Genomic DNA, 13,650 nt, shown 5'->3' with positions numbered 1-13,650 from the left:
GCGAACCTATCCAGTTTAGGTGCAGGGGCACCGGTCCCGGGACTGGGCAGCCGGACTCCAGGCATGCGAAGTTCCGGCACGCGTGCTCCGCTAGGCGCTGCGGGCCTGCACGGAGACGGGCGGAGCCACCGGAAGAAGCGCAGACCCGGCGGCGAGCGTATCGGCGGACAGTTCCCAGACCCGGCGCAGGGCGCAGAACTTCCACCAGTGGTGCTTGAGGACGTCGGGGTTGGCGCGGACCGGACGGACTTCCGTCTCGCCAATGGCCACAGCCAGCAGCAGCGGGGCCTCGCCGTACTTCCAGGGCTCCCATTCCCCTGCCACGGCATCCACCAGGCTTTCTTCGGCCTTCATGCCGGCCACCAGTTGCATGACCACCTTGTCATCCAGCGGCTTGACGGTGCCATCCCGTGTGGTGCCCTTGGTCTTGTAATCAATGACGCAGATCCGGCCGTTGATTTTGGCCACGAGGTCCAGCGTCCCGGCGTAGCCCACTGACTTGTTCCAGACGGTAATTTCCGGTGCGATGGGCTCTACGCGGTAGAGGTCCCACCACTCATCGAACCGCAGGGCAAAGCCTTCCTCTCCGTTGGCCGCCAATGCCTCGCGGGTTTCCTTCATGGCGTGGGGCCGGCCCAGGGCGCGGAGTGCAACCTGCTCGCAGTAATTATGGACGCGGTCGCCGCGTCTGGCGGCCTCGTCGCGATACAGTTCTGCTGCTTTTGAGGCCCGGTTGACGGCCTGACGGATTTTCGCCGGGCTGCCCAGGCAATCGGCAAGCAACGGATCCTTCGCCAGGCTGCTGGCGCCCATGTAACCGAACCAGCCGTCCAGGCCGTGCGGCTGCTGGCCAATGACGGTGGTGATTGACGGAACGGAGAACTGTTCGGAGGTGGACCGCGCATACATGCGGCCGTATTCCGTGGCGTGGGCAAGGAGTGGATCAGTCATACAAAGACTCTTTCACAAGGGGCTGACAGAATGGCGGGCACAAAAAAGGTCCGTTTCCGCTCGGCTGAGCGGAAACGGACCAGATTCCTCGGTGGGCGATACTGGGTTCGAACCAGTGACCTCTTCGGTGTGAACGAAGCGCGCTACCACTGCGCCAATCGCCCCGATGCCTTTGAATGCTAGCCGACCGGGCGGGGTTTATGGAAATCGAGACGGGACGCCGCTCGAATTACACGCCTGTAATTAGAAAAATCCCCTAGATTGCAGGGATCCAGGGGCATTGCCGCCGTTGAAGCACGTTCGATTTGGAGATTCCCTGAACCTCCTATAGAGTTCTTACTCGTTGGAACGCGAGGAAATGCCCGAAACGGCACGGATTCAGCGGCCCAAATGCGGACGTAGCTCAGCTGGTAGAGCACCACCTTGCCAAGGTGGATGTCGCGAGTTCGAATCTCGTCGTCCGCTCGCAGGACACTGTCACGGCTAAGGTTTTTCGGAATCGGAGCTTACACGGTGGGTTGGCCGAGAGGCGAGGCAGCGGCCTGCAAAGCCGTTCACACGGGTTCGAATCCCGTACCCACCTCGGTGAAAACCATGGATTCCGGTTCACGCCGGACGAAATGGGCGATTGGCGCAGCGGTAGCGCGCTTCCCTGACACGGAAGAGGTCACTGGTTCGATCCCAGTATCGCCCACCAAGCAAGGAAACTTGCTTCATGCAGTACTTCTGGCCACCGGCCAGGGTGTACTTCATACGCGGACGTAGCTCAGCTGGTAGAGCACCACCTTGCCAAGGTGGATGTCGCGAGTTCGAATCTCGTCGTCCGCTCTCTACCCCAGTAATAAATCCGAAATGGCCGGCCTTCCGGTTCCGGGCGATTGGCGCAGCGGTAGCGCGCTTCCCTGACACGGAAGAGGTCACTGGTTCGATCCCAGTATCGCCCACACACACAGCAGCTCCCCGTGAGCTGCTTTTTTATTGCCCGGATACGCCGCACGGACTTTACAACATTTGTCACAGCACCTTGGCACGCCCGGCAGACAGGGCTAGGATCGGTTGCGGAGGAGCGAACTGGCTCCGCGATTGAAGGGAGGTGCTCGTGGGACTGATTGACGATCTTAAGGGCAAGGCTCAGGGTCTCATCCGCGGCAACGAGCAGGCCATCAAGGACGGCATCACGAAAGCCGGCGATTTCGTCGACTCAAAGACTGGCGGTAAGTACACCGGTCACGTGGACAAAGTCCAGGAGGGCGCTTCCAAGCTCGTTGACAAGAACGACGGAACACCCGGCGTAGCGCCTGCCACCGAGCAGACTCCGCCAGTCAACCCGGTTCCGCCGGTTGATAAGGCTCCGTAACAAGGATTTGGCCAGGGCACTGCCCTAGCACGTCAAGGGGGCGCGGGTCCCGCCGGGAGGTGGCACCCGCGCCTTTGGCGTTTAACTGATGGTCCGGCTTCCCCGGCCGATGCCTAGGACGGCTCGTGGTTCTGGCCCTCGCGGGCGAGTGCAGTCAGGCGGGACACCGCACGGAAGTACTTCTTGGTGTACCCGCCGTGCATCATCTCGTCCGTGAAGAGCTTGTCGAAGGGGACGCCGCTGGCCAGGATGGGCACATCCTTGTCGTACAGGCGGTCCGCCAACACAACGAAGCGAAGCGCCACGGCCTGTTCGGTGATGGTCTCCACGTTGCGCCACACAACGCCGTCGATGCCGTCGATGAGCTGCCGGTAGCGGCTCGGGTGGACACCGGCCAGGTGGCCGATCAGTGAACTGAATTCGTCCTCTGCCACGGTCTTGCCGTCGAACTCGGCCTTCATCTGTGCGGCGAGCTGGCTGTTCTTCAGCGGTGCCGGGGCGGCGGGCAGCCCACGGTGGCGGAAGTCCTCGCCGTCGATCCTGATGACGTCGAACTGGTCCGCCAGGACCTGGATTTCACGGGCAAAGTCGACGGCGGCAAAGCGGCCGTCGCCCAGCGAACCCGGCAGCGTGTTGGACGTGGCAGCCAGCTTGACGCCGGCGTCGGCCAGTTCACGCATCAAACGGGACATCAGCACGGTGTCACCCGGATCATCCAGCTCAAATTCGTCGATGCACACCAGCTTGTAGTGGCTCAGTGCCTCAACAGTTTTGCGGAAGGAAAGGGCGCCCACGAGGTTGGTGTATTCCACAAACGTGCCGAAGGCCTTGGGGCCCGGGGCGGCATGCCACAGCGAGGCCAGCAGGTGGGTTTTGCCGACGCCGAATCCTCCGTCGAGGTAGATCCCCGCCCTGGTAGCGACCTTCTTGGTGAAGAACTTCTTGAACAGGCCATCGCCGTCGCCTGCTCCAACTCCCCCGGCGAACCCTTCCAGCCCCTTGACCGCCGCCGCCTGGGACGGCTGGTTCGGGTCCGGCCGGTAGCTGGCAAAGGAGACCTGGCCGAACCGTGCGGACGGATAGAAACCCTTGAGGAGCTCATCCACCGAAACCGCCGGAGTGCGGGCGGCAAGCTGTTCGATCTGTACCAAGGTGGTCCGTTCTGCTGGTGGGTTGTCCCCAGAAAGAATACCGGCAATGGCACTGGCCTCCCCCGCGATGGCGCCGGCAAGGGCCCCGGCGTGACGAAGGCCATATTTCCCACTGTTAACAAAGAGGCGGACAGGGCGGCCGGCCGTGGCTAGTGTGGGAGGCAGGTTTTCCTTCTACAGCATCCGCCGTGTGTCTCAGTGAAAGGCCATCACCATGTCCTACGCAGTTGAACAGAACGAGAAGTTCGCCGCCTACGCCAGCCCGGAGCGCCTGGTGTCCACCGAATGGCTCGCAGCCGCCCTCCAAAGCGGCGCCTTGGCGGACGGAAACCTTGTCGTGGTCGAATCCGACGAGGACGTCCTCCTCTACGAGACCGGCCATATCCCCGGATCAGTCAAGATCGACTGGCACACGGACCTCAACGATGACGTGACCCGCGATTACGTGGGCGGCGAGGCGTTTGCCGCCCTGGCCGCCGCCAAGGGCATCTCGCGCGACACCACCGTGGTCATCTATGGCGACAAGTCCAACTGGTGGGCCGCCTATGCGCTCTGGGTCTTTACGCTGTTCGGCCACGAGGATGTCCGGCTGCTCGACGGCGGCCGGGACAAGTGGATCGCCGAAGGCCGCGACCTGACCACGGAGCGGACCTCCCCGACGCCCGGCGACTACCCGGTGGTGGAGCGCAACGACGCCCCCATCCGCGCGTTCAAGGAAGATGTGCTGGCACACTTCGGCAAGCCGCTCATTGACGTCCGCTCCCCCGAGGAATACACCGGCCAGCGGACCCACATGCCGGCCTACCCGGAGGAAGGAGCGCTCCGCGGCGGCCACATTCCCACGGCAGCATCCATCCCCTGGGCGCGCGCCGCTGCGCCGGACGGAACGTACCGCAGCCGGGAAGAGCTCGAGGCCCTCTACCTGGGCGAGGCCGGGCTGACCGCCGGCGATGACGTGGTGGCCTACTGCCGCATCGGCGAGCGTTCCAGCCACACCTGGTTCGCGCTCAAGTACCTGCTGGGCTTTGACACTGTCCGGAACTACGACGGCTCCTGGACCGAGTGGGGCAACGCCGTCCGTGTTCCCATCGCCAAGGGCACGGAACGCGGCACGGTCCCGGCGTAAACTGGAACAGATGACTACACATGACCTGCCCGCCGCATTGGCGGAAATCGTCGATGACTTCCAGGCCCTGACCGAACCCGATCGGCTTCAGCTGCTGCTTGAGTTCTCGCGCGAACTGCCGGAGTTGCCTGACCGGCTGAAGGACCACCCCGAGCTCCTGGAGCAGGTGGTGGAATGCCAGTCGCCGCTGTTCCTGACGATTGAAACGGAAAAGAACGACGCCGGCCCGGCCGACGCCGTTCGGCTCTACTTCAAGGCGCCACCGGAAGCCCCCACCACGCGGGGTTTCGCTGGCGTGCTCCACGAGGGGCTCGACGGACTCAGCGCCGCTGAAATCCTGGCGGTGCCGGACGATATGCCGGAGCTGCTGGGCCTGACGCGGGCCATCACGCCACTGCGGATGCGTGGCATGACCGCCATGCTGGGACGGATCAAACGCAAGGTCGCCGCTACGTCCCGGCTTGCGTCCTGATCAGCTGACCTCCTAACAGGAAACTGAACGCTTTGGGACGCAAGAGTTCTTCAAACGGAACGCCGGCCACAGCCGCCCTGGCTGCTGCCGGCGTTCCGTTTGTGCTGCATCCGTATGCCCACGATCCTTCCGCGGCCAGCTACGGCACAGAAGCCGCCGAAGCCCTGGGCATCGCTCCGGAGTCGGTCTTCAAAACCCTCATGGTGGAAGTGGAAGGGCGGCTGGCCGTGGCGGTTGTGCCGGTCAGCGGAAGCCTTGACCTGAAGGCATTCGCGGCCGCCCTGGGCGCCAGGAAGGCTTCGATGGCAGACCCTGCGGCTGCTGAACGCCGCACCGGCTACGTCCTGGGCGGGATCTCGCCGTTGGGCCAGCGCCAGTCATCGCCCACGGTGGTGGACAGCAGCGCCCTCAATCTGGGGACGATGCTGGTTTCCGGTGGCAAACGCGGCCTGGACGTTGAGCTTGCACCGGCTGACCTCATCCGGCTGACGTCCGCGGTGACAGCCGCCATCGGCACGCGCACACTTTAGCGGTGCTGCCCTGGGTTGAGCCGCGGAGCCAACTGCGGCCGGAGCCACGCCTTGATCAGGTTCTCCCAGCGTTCGGGATCGACATTCCATTCCTTGGTGTGCCTGGCGTGGTTGAACGTTTCGAACGTGACCATGTCCGGATTCCGCTCCGCCAGAAGGGCGGAGGGTTCATAGGGAACGTACTCGTCATCAACGCTGTGGATGATCAGGGTGGGCGTCCGGACTTCCACGGCGCGCGCCACCCAGTCCATGGCTTTGAGGTCCACGGGTGCTGCCAGGCCGGTGAGCCTGCGGCCCACGGGGTGGCCCAGCATCAGTTGCCCGTAGCGGCCAACGAGGGACGGTATGCGGTTGATCTGCGCATGGTGGGCCAGCACATTGACCCAGTTGATGACGGGCGCGTCCAGGACCATGGCCCGGATCAGGTGACGGTTCGGCGAGAGATCGGCCGTCTGCAGGCAGATGGCGCCGCCCATGGACCAGCCGAAGAGAACAATTTCCTCGGCGCCGTTGGCCAGGGCGAACTCGATGGCGGCCTCTATGTCGTGCCATTCCGTGGATCCCAGGCCGTACCGGCCGTCCTCGGCCGATGGCGCCAACCCGTCGTTCCGGTACGAGACAAGCAGGCTGGTGAGCCCCAGTTCGAGGGCTGGGCTGACCGCCCGGAGAGCCTCCTGGCGGGTTGCCCCGCGGCCGTGAACCATGATTGCCCAGGTCCGGGACGTCCCGCCGGCCCGGACCAGCCACGCCGGTGCCGTGCCGCCGTCGACGTCGATCTGCACGTCCTCCGCCGCAAAGCCGGCGGTGGCGGGATCCGGGTAGAGCGCACCGCTCCACCATCCGCGGCGGGCCGTATCAAGATCGCCGGCATAGACGGCTTCCACTTCGCGCAGGACCGTGCCGTCCGCCGGCGAATAGGACACAATCCGCCCGATCCGGGCGTGCCCCTTCCCGCCGTCGAAAAACAACCCATAGACACCCTCCACCGTGGTCTCTGGAGTGGCTGTCAGGATGACCTGGCGGCCGCCCCCTTCCCGGAGCACGGCGAGGACTTCCTGGTCCGCCGTCCGCTGCCGGACGGGAGTGATCACACGCCGGGCAAAATAGAGCGCCAGCGCGGAGGAGCCGGTGGCCAGCAGGCCGGCAAGGGCCCCGCCGCCAATGACGCCGCCGAGCGCCCATTTGGCGCGCAGCGACATACGGCCGTCGGCCTGGGTCGGAACTGCCGCCGTCAACGTGGAGGTGCGCGTGGAAGGTGCCATGGAACCATTCTTACTGCCGCAGACGGGTTGACCATATTCCGTCCGGCACGTGGCATCGGAATTCTGCCGGCCCCGGGGACGCCGCGCTCATGACACCGCGTGCACCGTGCGGCCCAAATGGATGCAGGCGCCGGTGCGCACGACTAGGCTGATGCCATGAGCGATCCAATCGTCATCCTGACCGAAGAACCCCTGGGCGCGGACGACCGCGTCAACATAGAACGCCTGGTGGACGGGCAGGACACTCCCCTTGTCCTGCTGGTTCCAGGGAACACTGAACGGCATCTGCTGGTGGATTTCCTTGAGAATCTCTCCCTGCTGGACGTTGCTAAGGCGTTCCGCGAACTGACCGCCCACGCCCCGGACCCCACCGTTGAACGGGCCGAGGCTGCAGAGACACTGTCCGTCTCGCTTGCCGCCTTGGAGGGGCTGGGCGCAGGGGTAACGGGCGAGGTAGTGGACGGCGGGGCCGTTAAAGGCCTCGTTGCCAAGGTCAAGGAACTCGGCGCAGCCCAGGCAGTGGTGATCACCCGTCCCCACGCAGTTGCGGATACGTTCCACACGGACTGGGCCAACAAAGCCCAGGACCAGTTGGGGCTCCCCGTGCTCCACCTGTATGCCGGTTCGGGATTTATCGGCGACTCCTGAGCGTTGAGCTGACTATGAGCATCTTTGGTAAGAGCATCTTCGAGAACAAGGCCACGGATTCCGTCCCCGTTCCGGCTGCCGACGCCGTCGCTGCGGAACCCGCCTACCGGAAATCCGACGCCGAGTGGCGGCAGGAACTCACGCCGGAGGAGTACCACGTGTTGCGGCAGGCGGGTACGGAGCGCCCCTTCACCGGCGAGTACGTGGACACCCATACGGAGGGTGTCTACCAATGCCGTGCCTGTGGCACCGAGCTCTTCCGGAGCAACGAAAAATTCGACTCGCATTGTGGCTGGCCATCCTTCTGGGCACCGCTCGCCGAGGGCACCGTCCGTTACATCCACGACCGGACGCTCGGCATGAAGCGGGTGGAGGTACGGTGCGCGCACTGTGATTCACACCTGGGCCACGTATTTGAGGGTGAGGGCTACGGCACGCCCACGGACCAGCGCTTCTGCATCAATTCGGTGTCCCTGAAACTGGTGCCGCGCGGCGCTGCGGGGGAAGAATCCACGAAGTCCTGAGTCCGCCAGCCGTGGCTCCGCCTACATCTGGCGGAGCCGCGAGGCGCCTCGAGCCCGAGAGTATCTTATGCTCAGGCTCGATTTGAATTAGAGACTCTGGTTGCTTGCTACGCTCGCCGTAGATGCCCCAAGCAATGAGAAAGGCAGTCACACCATGACCGTCACCGTGACCGTGGCCCCTACGAGGATCACCGCCGAAAATCCCGCCTGGCTCCGCCTCAGGAGCGCCGCCGAATCCCTGCAGGCACTGCAGGTCCAGGACGGCTCCGTGCCTGATGCCGGCCATCACGCCGAGGCAGCCCTGCAGGTTGCCGCCATCACGGAGTCGCTTGCCGAACTGGCACCGCTGTTCCCGCACGACGCGGCCTACCTTGACGCCGTCGTCGCTGATTTCCAGGCGTGGGCCACGGCTGGATTCGCCGTCCCGGACTTCCTCGCATCGCTGCTGGCGTTCCAGCCCCAGCTGCAGCGCCAGGACGGCCTGCAGCATGTTGTCATCTTCCCCATGTACACCCAGAACGGAAGCAGCAGCCGGCTCGTGGAGGCCGTACTGATCGAGGTCATCTGGCCCGATTTTGTGGCCGGCCTTGAGGCCGGGGACTATTCCAACAAGCTCTTTGTGCCCATCCGGTTCCTGGACTTCACCCGCGGCTACAACACCAACTCGGCGGTGCTGTTCCCCGAAACCGTGGCCGTCCGGGCGACACCCACGTTCACCTGGGGCGCTATTTTTGCGGACCGGGAAGCTGCCCGGTTCCGCCGGGTCCTGCGCGCGGCGGCAGACATCACCTCCCTGGACCTGCCCGCGGGCGCCGCGGAACTCCTGGCCGACCAGGAACTGACCGAGGCCACGTTTGTGATGTGGGACCTGATCCATGACCGGACCCACATGCGCGGGGACCTGCCCTTTGACCCGTTCATGATCAAGCAGCGGATGCCCTACTTCCTGTATTCGCTGGAAGAACTGCGCTGCGACCTCACAGCCTTCCGTGAATCCGTCCGGATCGAACAGGACGAAGACGCCGGGCCGGAAGCACGCCGGCACGCGAAACTGGTGCAGTACGCCATCATCTTCGACCGGATCTTCCGCTTCGCGATCACCGGCAACCGGGTGCGCAACTACGACGGGCTCGGCGGACAGTTGCTCTTCGCCTGGCTGCATCAGCACCACGTCCTGCACTGGACCGACAGCCGGCTCAGCATCGACTGGGACCAGGTGGCGGACGCGGTGATCGGCCTCGGCGCCTCGATCGACGAGCTCTACTGGCGTTCCATTGACCGGCCGAAGATGGCCCATTGGCTTGCCGCGTACCAGCTGATCTCCGCCACGGTTACGCCCAACCCCGCATCAGTCTGGGCCAAGGGCCCCGACGCGCTTCCCGTCGCCGGTCCGCCCCGCGGCCTCACCGACCAGGTGCTGGACGACGAATTTCCGCTGTCCATGTTCTACGAAGCCTTGGAGAAGAAAATGCGTCCAGTCATCGAATCCACCGCCGGCATCACCGCAGCGTCCGCGCTGTGAGCGAAACCGACGCACCGCCGGTGGCTCCTGTTCCGGACCATGCCCCCGGGCTGAACGTCCTGGTCACCGGCGGCAGCGGACCGTCCGGGATCGCGGTGGCCGGGGCCTTGCACCAGGCGGGGTTCCGGGTCTTCACGGTTGGCGCGGACAGGACGCGCATCGACGCTGCGGCGAGGCGGGCGGGCGAGGGCGTCACTCCCCTGGTGTGCGATCTTGCGGATCTCGCCGACGTCCAGGCCCTCCGGAAGACCCTTCTGGCCGAAACCGCCGGGCGCGTGGACGGAGTCATCCACCTCGTCGGCGGCTGGCGCGGCGCCAAGGGCATCACGGACCAAAGTGACGCCGACTGGGACTTCCTGGAGCGCGGCGCCGTCACGACGCTCAGGAATGTGTCCCGGGTCTTTTACACCGACCTGGCCGCCGCCGGAACCGGAAGGTTTGCCGTGGTGTCCTCCACCGCGGTGGACAAGCCCACGGCGGCGACGGCCAGCTACGTGGCGGCGAAGGCCGCCGCCGAGACCTGGACCCTGGCGATGGCGGAGGGCCTGGCCCGCGGGGCTGCGGATGAGGGCACCGCCTTGCGCGGCGCCGCCGTCGTCCTGGTGGTGAAAGCTCTGGTGGACGCGGAACTCCGGAAGGCGCACCCGGAACGGACCTTCCCCGGCGCCACCGACGTTGAGGACCTGGCCGCCGCCGTCGTCGGGCTGTTCAGCCGCCCGGCAGCCGAACTGAACGGCCAGCGCCTGCTCCTGACCCCCTGACCGCAAATTCCGCTGACAGGCTGGCCCCGGACCGGCCGGACCCAACCTCCCTAGACTGAGAACGTGAGCAAAGCAATGACAACAACGGCAGATGCCGCCCCTCGGGTTGAAAATCCCGCCGCCCGGCTGCATGACGCGTCCGTCCGCGGTTTCGCGTCGGACAACTACTCGGGTGTTCACCCGGAGGTCCTGGCCGCCCTCGCGGCTGCCAACGAGGGCCACCAGGTGTCCTACGGCGAGGACGACTACACAACACGGCTGCAGGAGCTGATGGAGGAGCACTTCGGCACCGGCATCGAATGCTTCCCGGTGTTCAACGGCACCGGGGCCAACGTGCTTTCCCTGCAGTCGCTGCTCCCGCGCTGGGGGGCTGTGGTGTGCGCTTCGACGGCGCACATCAATATGGACGAAAACGGCGCTCCGGAACGGATTGGCGGGATCAAACTCCTGCATGTCCCCACCCAGGACGGCAAGCTGACGCCGGAGCTGATTGACCGCGAGGCGTGGGGCTGGGGCGATGAACACCGGGCACAGCCGCTGGCAGTGTCCATCACCCAGACCACCGAGCTTGGCACCTGCTACACCCCGGATGAGGTCCGGGCCATCGCCGATCATGCCCACGCCAAGGGCATGAAACTCCACATGGACGGCGCGCGGCTGGCCAACGCCGCCGCGCACCTAAACGTGCCGTTGCGGGCCTTCACCCGCGACGCCGGCGTGGACATCCTCTCCTTCGGCGGCACCAAAAACGGGCTGCTGTACGGCGAAGTGGTTGTGGCCCTGAACCCCGAAGCGGCCCACGGCCTGAAGTTCCTGCGCAAGATGAACATGCAGCTTGCCTCGAAAATGCGCTTCCTGTCGGCCCAGTTCATCGCCCTGTTGGAAGGCGACCTGTGGCTCCGTTCGGCGTCGCACGCCAACGCCATGGCCGCACGCCTCCGCGCCGCGGTGGACTCGATCGAGGGTGTGGAGCCCACGCAGAAGACGGAGTCCAACGGTGTGTTTGCCGTCCTGCCGGCTGGCATAGCTGACCGCCTGCGGGAGTCCTTCCGGTTCTACGACTGGGATGAAGCCGCCCGCGAGGTCCGCTGGATGTGCTCCTTCGACACCAGTGAGGATGATGTCGACGCCTTTGTGGCCGCGATCCGAAGGGAACTTGCGGCCCATCACGCGGGCAAGGAGGCCGGATAGCATGGGCCGGCCGACGGCGAGCCTGCACTGCCTCCCCCCTGCTGTTGCGTAATCTGCGAAGGTGAACGCACTAGCCCAGGTTCCCCCGGAATTTCTCCACGCCTTGGGAACCCTCAGGAAGGCCCAATGCCGCAGTGAACTGCGCCTGGCGGAAATTCCCGCCCCGGCGCGCCTGGCACCGTTCGCCGTGGCGCTCGGGGCCGAGGTCATGGCGCCCGGACCGGGCAGCGGCACCACACCGGTCCACGGGCCCGCCGCCATGGCCCTGGCCGCGGCGTCCGGCACCGAGGACGACGACGACACCGAGTTGGCCACGGGCCGCTTCATCCTGCTGCACGACCCGGAAGGCTCAGCAGTCTGGGACGGCGAATTCCGGATTGTCACCTACATTCGGGCCCAGCTTGAGCCCGAAATGGGCAATGACGAAATGCTGGGCACCGTCGCTTGGACCTGGCTCGTGGAGGCCCTGGAGAATCACAAGGCCCCCTACCGGGCGGCCGGCGGGACCGCCACCCGCGTCCTATCGGAGAGTTTTGGAACACTTTCCGACCGGCCCGGGTCGATCGATATCGAGCTGCGCGCTTCCTGGACTCCGGCGTCGTCGGACGTCACCGCCCATCTGGAAGCATGGTCAGACATGGTCTGTACGTTCGCCGGACTCCCCCCTCTGCCCGACGGCGTCACGGCCCTTCCGCGCCGGCGCCGGAACTAGGACTGCCCCGTGTCGGTAAACTGAAGGCATCATGACCCCTCACATTCCGGAAAACACCACGGCCGGCGCTCCGGCTGCTGATACCACTCCCCACATCACGGTGGAAGGCTTCGACAGCCAGGTCCCCGTAGTCATTGACCTCGACGCACCGCGCGACGGCGTGCCGCTGGTTATCGAAACGCAGTCCGGGCTGGAGCGGTGCGCGGCAGCCATCGCCGCCGGCACAGGGCCCGCAGGGGTTGATGCAGAACGGGCCTCAGGATTCCGGTACGGCCAGCGCGCGTTCCTGGTGCAGATCCGGCGCGAAGGCTCAGGTACCTGGCTGATCGATCCTGAACCGTTCGAGAACCTGTCCATCATCAACGATGCGCTCCAGGGGGTGGAATGGATCCTGCATGCAGCCAGCCAGGACCTGCCCTGCCTGCTGGAGCTGGGCATGTGGCCGGACAGGCTCTTCGATACGGAGCTCGCCGCACGGCTGGCCGGCCTGCCACGCGTTGGCCTGGCCGCCGTCATCGAACAGCTGCTCGGGTTTGGCCTGGCGAAGGAACATTCGGCCGCCGATTGGTCCACGCGGCCGCTGCCCGAGCCGTGGCTGCGCTACGCCGCCCTGGACGTGGAAGTCCTGACCGAGCTGCGCGAAGAACTCATCGAACTGCTGCAGGCCGACGGCAAGCTGGAATACGCCGAGCAGGAATTTGCCGCAATCCTTGCCGCCGGCGTCGCGCCTCCCCGGGTTGACCCCTGGCGCAAGACGTCGGGCCTGCACCAGATCCGCGACCGGCGCCAGCTGGCCGCGGTCCGCGAAATGTGGCTGGAGCGCGATTCCCTGGCGCAGAAGCGCGATGTGGCACCGGGACGGCTGATCCCAGATTCCGCCCTGGTGTCCGCCGCCAAGGCCATGCCGTCCACCGTTCCCCAGCTGCTCGGCACCAAGGGCTTCCATGGCCGTGCGGCTCAGCGTGAGGCACCCCGGTGGCTCCGGTGCATCGCCGCTGCCCGCGATCTTGAGGACCTTCCGCCGCTGCACCTGCCCACCAACGCACCGCCCCCGCCGCGGGTGTGGTCCGATCGGGACCCCGAGGCCGCCGCACGCCTGTCCACCGCCCGTCCGCTCCTGCAGGAGAAAGCGGAGGAACTGAACCTTCCCGTGGAGAATCTGCTGACGCCGGACTACCTGCGCCGCGTGGCGTGGCGTCCGCCGTCGGGCATAACCGAAGAAACAGTAGCCGCCGAGCTGCGCGCCCTCGGTGCCCGCGAATGGCAGATCGGCGTGGTGGCACCACTTCTCACGGACGCGTTCCTCAACCCGCAACCTCTGCCGGCCAAGGAAACCAAGGCAACCGCAGCCACCGAGTAAACGCCCCTCACCGAGCCTTGCACACTATGTTACTGACGAGTAACATAGTGTGCACTGCCGTCCTGCCGAGTGCTGCCCTTTGG

Annotated in this window: 14 protein-coding genes and 6 tRNA genes; 16 read left to right on the top strand and 4 right to left on the bottom strand. The window is 65.6% G+C overall.

Translation table 11 applies throughout. The features are described 5' to 3' along the window. Nucleotides 1-90: 90 nt before the first annotated feature. Both ACX80X_RS05875 and ACX80X_RS05870 read right to left on the bottom strand, forming a co-directional pair. Nucleotides 91-951, bottom strand: coding sequence for a cytochrome (locus tag ACX80X_RS05875; RefSeq protein WP_459309526.1), 861 nt, complete (start codon nucleotides 949-951; stop codon nucleotides 91-93). 92 nt (nucleotides 952-1,043) lie between these two features. Beyond that, nucleotides 1,044-1,115, bottom strand: a tRNA-Val gene (locus ACX80X_RS05870). 228 nt (nucleotides 1,116-1,343) lie between these two features. On the opposite strand from ACX80X_RS05870, the gene ACX80X_RS05865 reads away from it, so the two are divergent. From ACX80X_RS05865 to ACX80X_RS05840, 6 genes are all read left to right on the top strand, one after another. Further along, nucleotides 1,344-1,416: transfer RNA gene (locus tag ACX80X_RS05865), tRNA-Gly, on the top strand. A gap of 47 nt (nucleotides 1,417-1,463) precedes the next feature. Next, nucleotides 1,464-1,534: transfer RNA gene (locus ACX80X_RS05860), tRNA-Cys, on the top strand. Between the two features lie 39 nt (nucleotides 1,535-1,573). Then, a tRNA-Val gene (locus ACX80X_RS05855) sits at nucleotides 1,574-1,648 on the top strand. Nucleotides 1,649-1,706: 58 nt separating this feature from the next. Next, nucleotides 1,707-1,779: transfer RNA gene (locus ACX80X_RS05850), tRNA-Gly, on the top strand. A 44-nt stretch (nucleotides 1,780-1,823) separates the two neighbouring features. Beyond that, nucleotides 1,824-1,895, top strand: a tRNA-Val gene (locus tag ACX80X_RS05845). A gap of 155 nt (nucleotides 1,896-2,050) precedes the next feature. Then, the gene (locus ACX80X_RS05840; RefSeq protein ID WP_141140172.1) at nucleotides 2,051-2,308 is read left to right on the top strand and encodes an antitoxin; all 258 of its coding nucleotides are present in this window, start codon (nucleotides 2,051-2,053) and stop codon (nucleotides 2,306-2,308) included. Between the two features lie 113 nt (nucleotides 2,309-2,421). Here ACX80X_RS05840 and zapE read toward each other — a convergent pair whose 3' ends face one another. Next, the gene (gene zapE, locus ACX80X_RS05835) at nucleotides 2,422-3,459 is read right to left on the bottom strand and encodes a cell division protein ZapE (protein WP_252600205.1); all 1,038 of its coding nucleotides are present in this window, start codon (nucleotides 3,457-3,459) and stop codon (nucleotides 2,422-2,424) included. A 214-nt stretch (nucleotides 3,460-3,673) separates the two neighbouring features. Between zapE and ACX80X_RS05830 the strand changes: the two genes are divergently transcribed. Genes ACX80X_RS05830 through ybaK form a run of 3 tightly spaced genes read left to right on the top strand, consistent with a single transcriptional unit; the run spans nucleotide 3,674 to nucleotide 5,587 of the window. Then, nucleotides 3,674-4,585, top strand: a complete 912-nt coding sequence (locus ACX80X_RS05830) for a sulfurtransferase (protein ID WP_252600204.1) — start codon at nucleotides 3,674-3,676, stop codon at nucleotides 4,583-4,585. 10 nt (nucleotides 4,586-4,595) lie between these two features. Continuing rightward, nucleotides 4,596-5,057, top strand: coding sequence for a SufE family protein (locus tag ACX80X_RS05825; RefSeq protein WP_252600203.1), 462 nt, complete (start codon nucleotides 4,596-4,598; stop codon nucleotides 5,055-5,057). 32 nt (nucleotides 5,058-5,089) lie between these two features. Then, nucleotides 5,090-5,587 carry a Cys-tRNA(Pro) deacylase gene (gene ybaK / locus ACX80X_RS05820; protein WP_252600202.1) on the top strand — a complete coding sequence of 166 codons (498 nt, stop codon included), beginning with the start codon at nucleotides 5,090-5,092 and terminating at the stop codon, nucleotides 5,585-5,587. Here ybaK and ACX80X_RS05815 read toward each other — a convergent pair. Beyond that, nucleotides 5,584-6,786 (bottom strand): alpha/beta hydrolase family protein, encoded by a 1,203-nt coding sequence (locus ACX80X_RS05815; protein ID WP_252600234.1) that lies wholly within the window; start codon nucleotides 6,784-6,786, stop codon nucleotides 5,584-5,586. The genes ybaK and ACX80X_RS05815 overlap by 4 nt on opposite strands. 219 nt (nucleotides 6,787-7,005) lie before the next feature. Here ACX80X_RS05815 and ACX80X_RS05810 point away from each other — a divergent pair, with 219 nt between their 5' ends. The 7 genes from ACX80X_RS05810 to ACX80X_RS05780 all read left to right on the top strand — a co-directional run bounded on the left by ACX80X_RS05810 (nucleotide 7,006) and on the right by ACX80X_RS05780 (nucleotide 13,567). Then, complete coding sequence (locus tag ACX80X_RS05810) at nucleotides 7,006-7,497, top strand: hypothetical protein (protein ID WP_252600201.1); 492 nt, start codon at nucleotides 7,006-7,008, stop codon at nucleotides 7,495-7,497. A 14-nt stretch (nucleotides 7,498-7,511) separates the two neighbouring features. Beyond that, on the top strand, nucleotides 7,512-8,021 hold the full coding sequence (msrB, locus tag ACX80X_RS05805) for a peptide-methionine (R)-S-oxide reductase MsrB (RefSeq protein WP_252600200.1): 510 nt from the start codon (nucleotides 7,512-7,514) through the stop codon (nucleotides 8,019-8,021). Between the two features lie 154 nt (nucleotides 8,022-8,175). Further along, on the top strand, nucleotides 8,176-9,543 hold the full coding sequence (locus tag ACX80X_RS05800; RefSeq protein WP_252600199.1) for a DUF6421 family protein: 1,368 nt from the start codon (nucleotides 8,176-8,178) through the stop codon (nucleotides 9,541-9,543). Beyond that, entirely contained in the window at nucleotides 9,540-10,304 is a 765-nt protein-coding gene (locus ACX80X_RS05795) for an SDR family oxidoreductase (RefSeq protein ID WP_252600198.1), read from the top strand. The genes ACX80X_RS05800 and ACX80X_RS05795 overlap by 4 nt, the downstream gene beginning before the upstream one ends. Before the next feature lie 75 nt (nucleotides 10,305-10,379). Next, nucleotides 10,380-11,495 carry a threonine aldolase family protein gene (locus ACX80X_RS05790; protein ID WP_252609204.1) on the top strand — a complete coding sequence of 372 codons (1,116 nt, stop codon included), beginning with the start codon at nucleotides 10,380-10,382 and terminating at the stop codon, nucleotides 11,493-11,495. A 61-nt stretch (nucleotides 11,496-11,556) separates the two neighbouring features. Beyond that, nucleotides 11,557-12,207 carry a DUF3000 domain-containing protein gene (locus ACX80X_RS05785; RefSeq protein ID WP_252600197.1) on the top strand — a complete coding sequence of 217 codons (651 nt, stop codon included), beginning with the start codon at nucleotides 11,557-11,559 and terminating at the stop codon, nucleotides 12,205-12,207. Between the two features lie 31 nt (nucleotides 12,208-12,238). After that, nucleotides 12,239-13,567: an HRDC domain-containing protein gene (locus tag ACX80X_RS05780; RefSeq protein ID WP_252600196.1), complete on the top strand. Its 1,329-nt coding sequence runs from the start codon at nucleotides 12,239-12,241 to the stop codon at nucleotides 13,565-13,567. Nucleotides 13,568-13,650: the final 83 nt, after the last annotated feature.

It is taken from the genome of Pseudarthrobacter sp. MDT3-1, from assembly GCF_054510755.1.
The sequence above is the reverse complement of the archived record's forward strand: the minus strand, read 5'-3'. Positions and strand labels throughout refer to the sequence as shown.

Coding starts and splice junctions, on each gene's coding strand:
- ACX80X_RS05875 (WP_459309526.1), bottom strand. CDS start 951: ATGACTGATCCACTCCTTGCCCACGCCACGGAATACGGCCGCATGTAT.
- ACX80X_RS05830 (WP_252600204.1), top strand. CDS start 3,674: ATGTCCTACGCAGTTGAACAGAACGAGAAGTTCGCCGCCTACGCCAGC.
- ACX80X_RS05825 (WP_252600203.1), top strand. CDS start 4,596: ATGACTACACATGACCTGCCCGCCGCATTGGCGGAAATCGTCGATGAC.
- ACX80X_RS05815 (WP_252600234.1), bottom strand. CDS start 6,786: ATGTCGCTGCGCGCCAAATGGGCGCTCGGCGGCGTCATTGGCGGCGGG.
- ACX80X_RS05810 (WP_252600201.1), top strand. CDS start 7,006: ATGAGCGATCCAATCGTCATCCTGACCGAAGAACCCCTGGGCGCGGAC.
- msrB (WP_252600200.1), top strand. CDS start 7,512: ATGAGCATCTTTGGTAAGAGCATCTTCGAGAACAAGGCCACGGATTCC.
- ACX80X_RS05800 (WP_252600199.1), top strand. CDS start 8,176: ATGACCGTCACCGTGACCGTGGCCCCTACGAGGATCACCGCCGAAAAT.
- ACX80X_RS05790 (WP_252609204.1), top strand. CDS start 10,380: ATGACAACAACGGCAGATGCCGCCCCTCGGGTTGAAAATCCCGCCGCC.
- ACX80X_RS05780 (WP_252600196.1), top strand. CDS start 12,239: ATGACCCCTCACATTCCGGAAAACACCACGGCCGGCGCTCCGGCTGCT.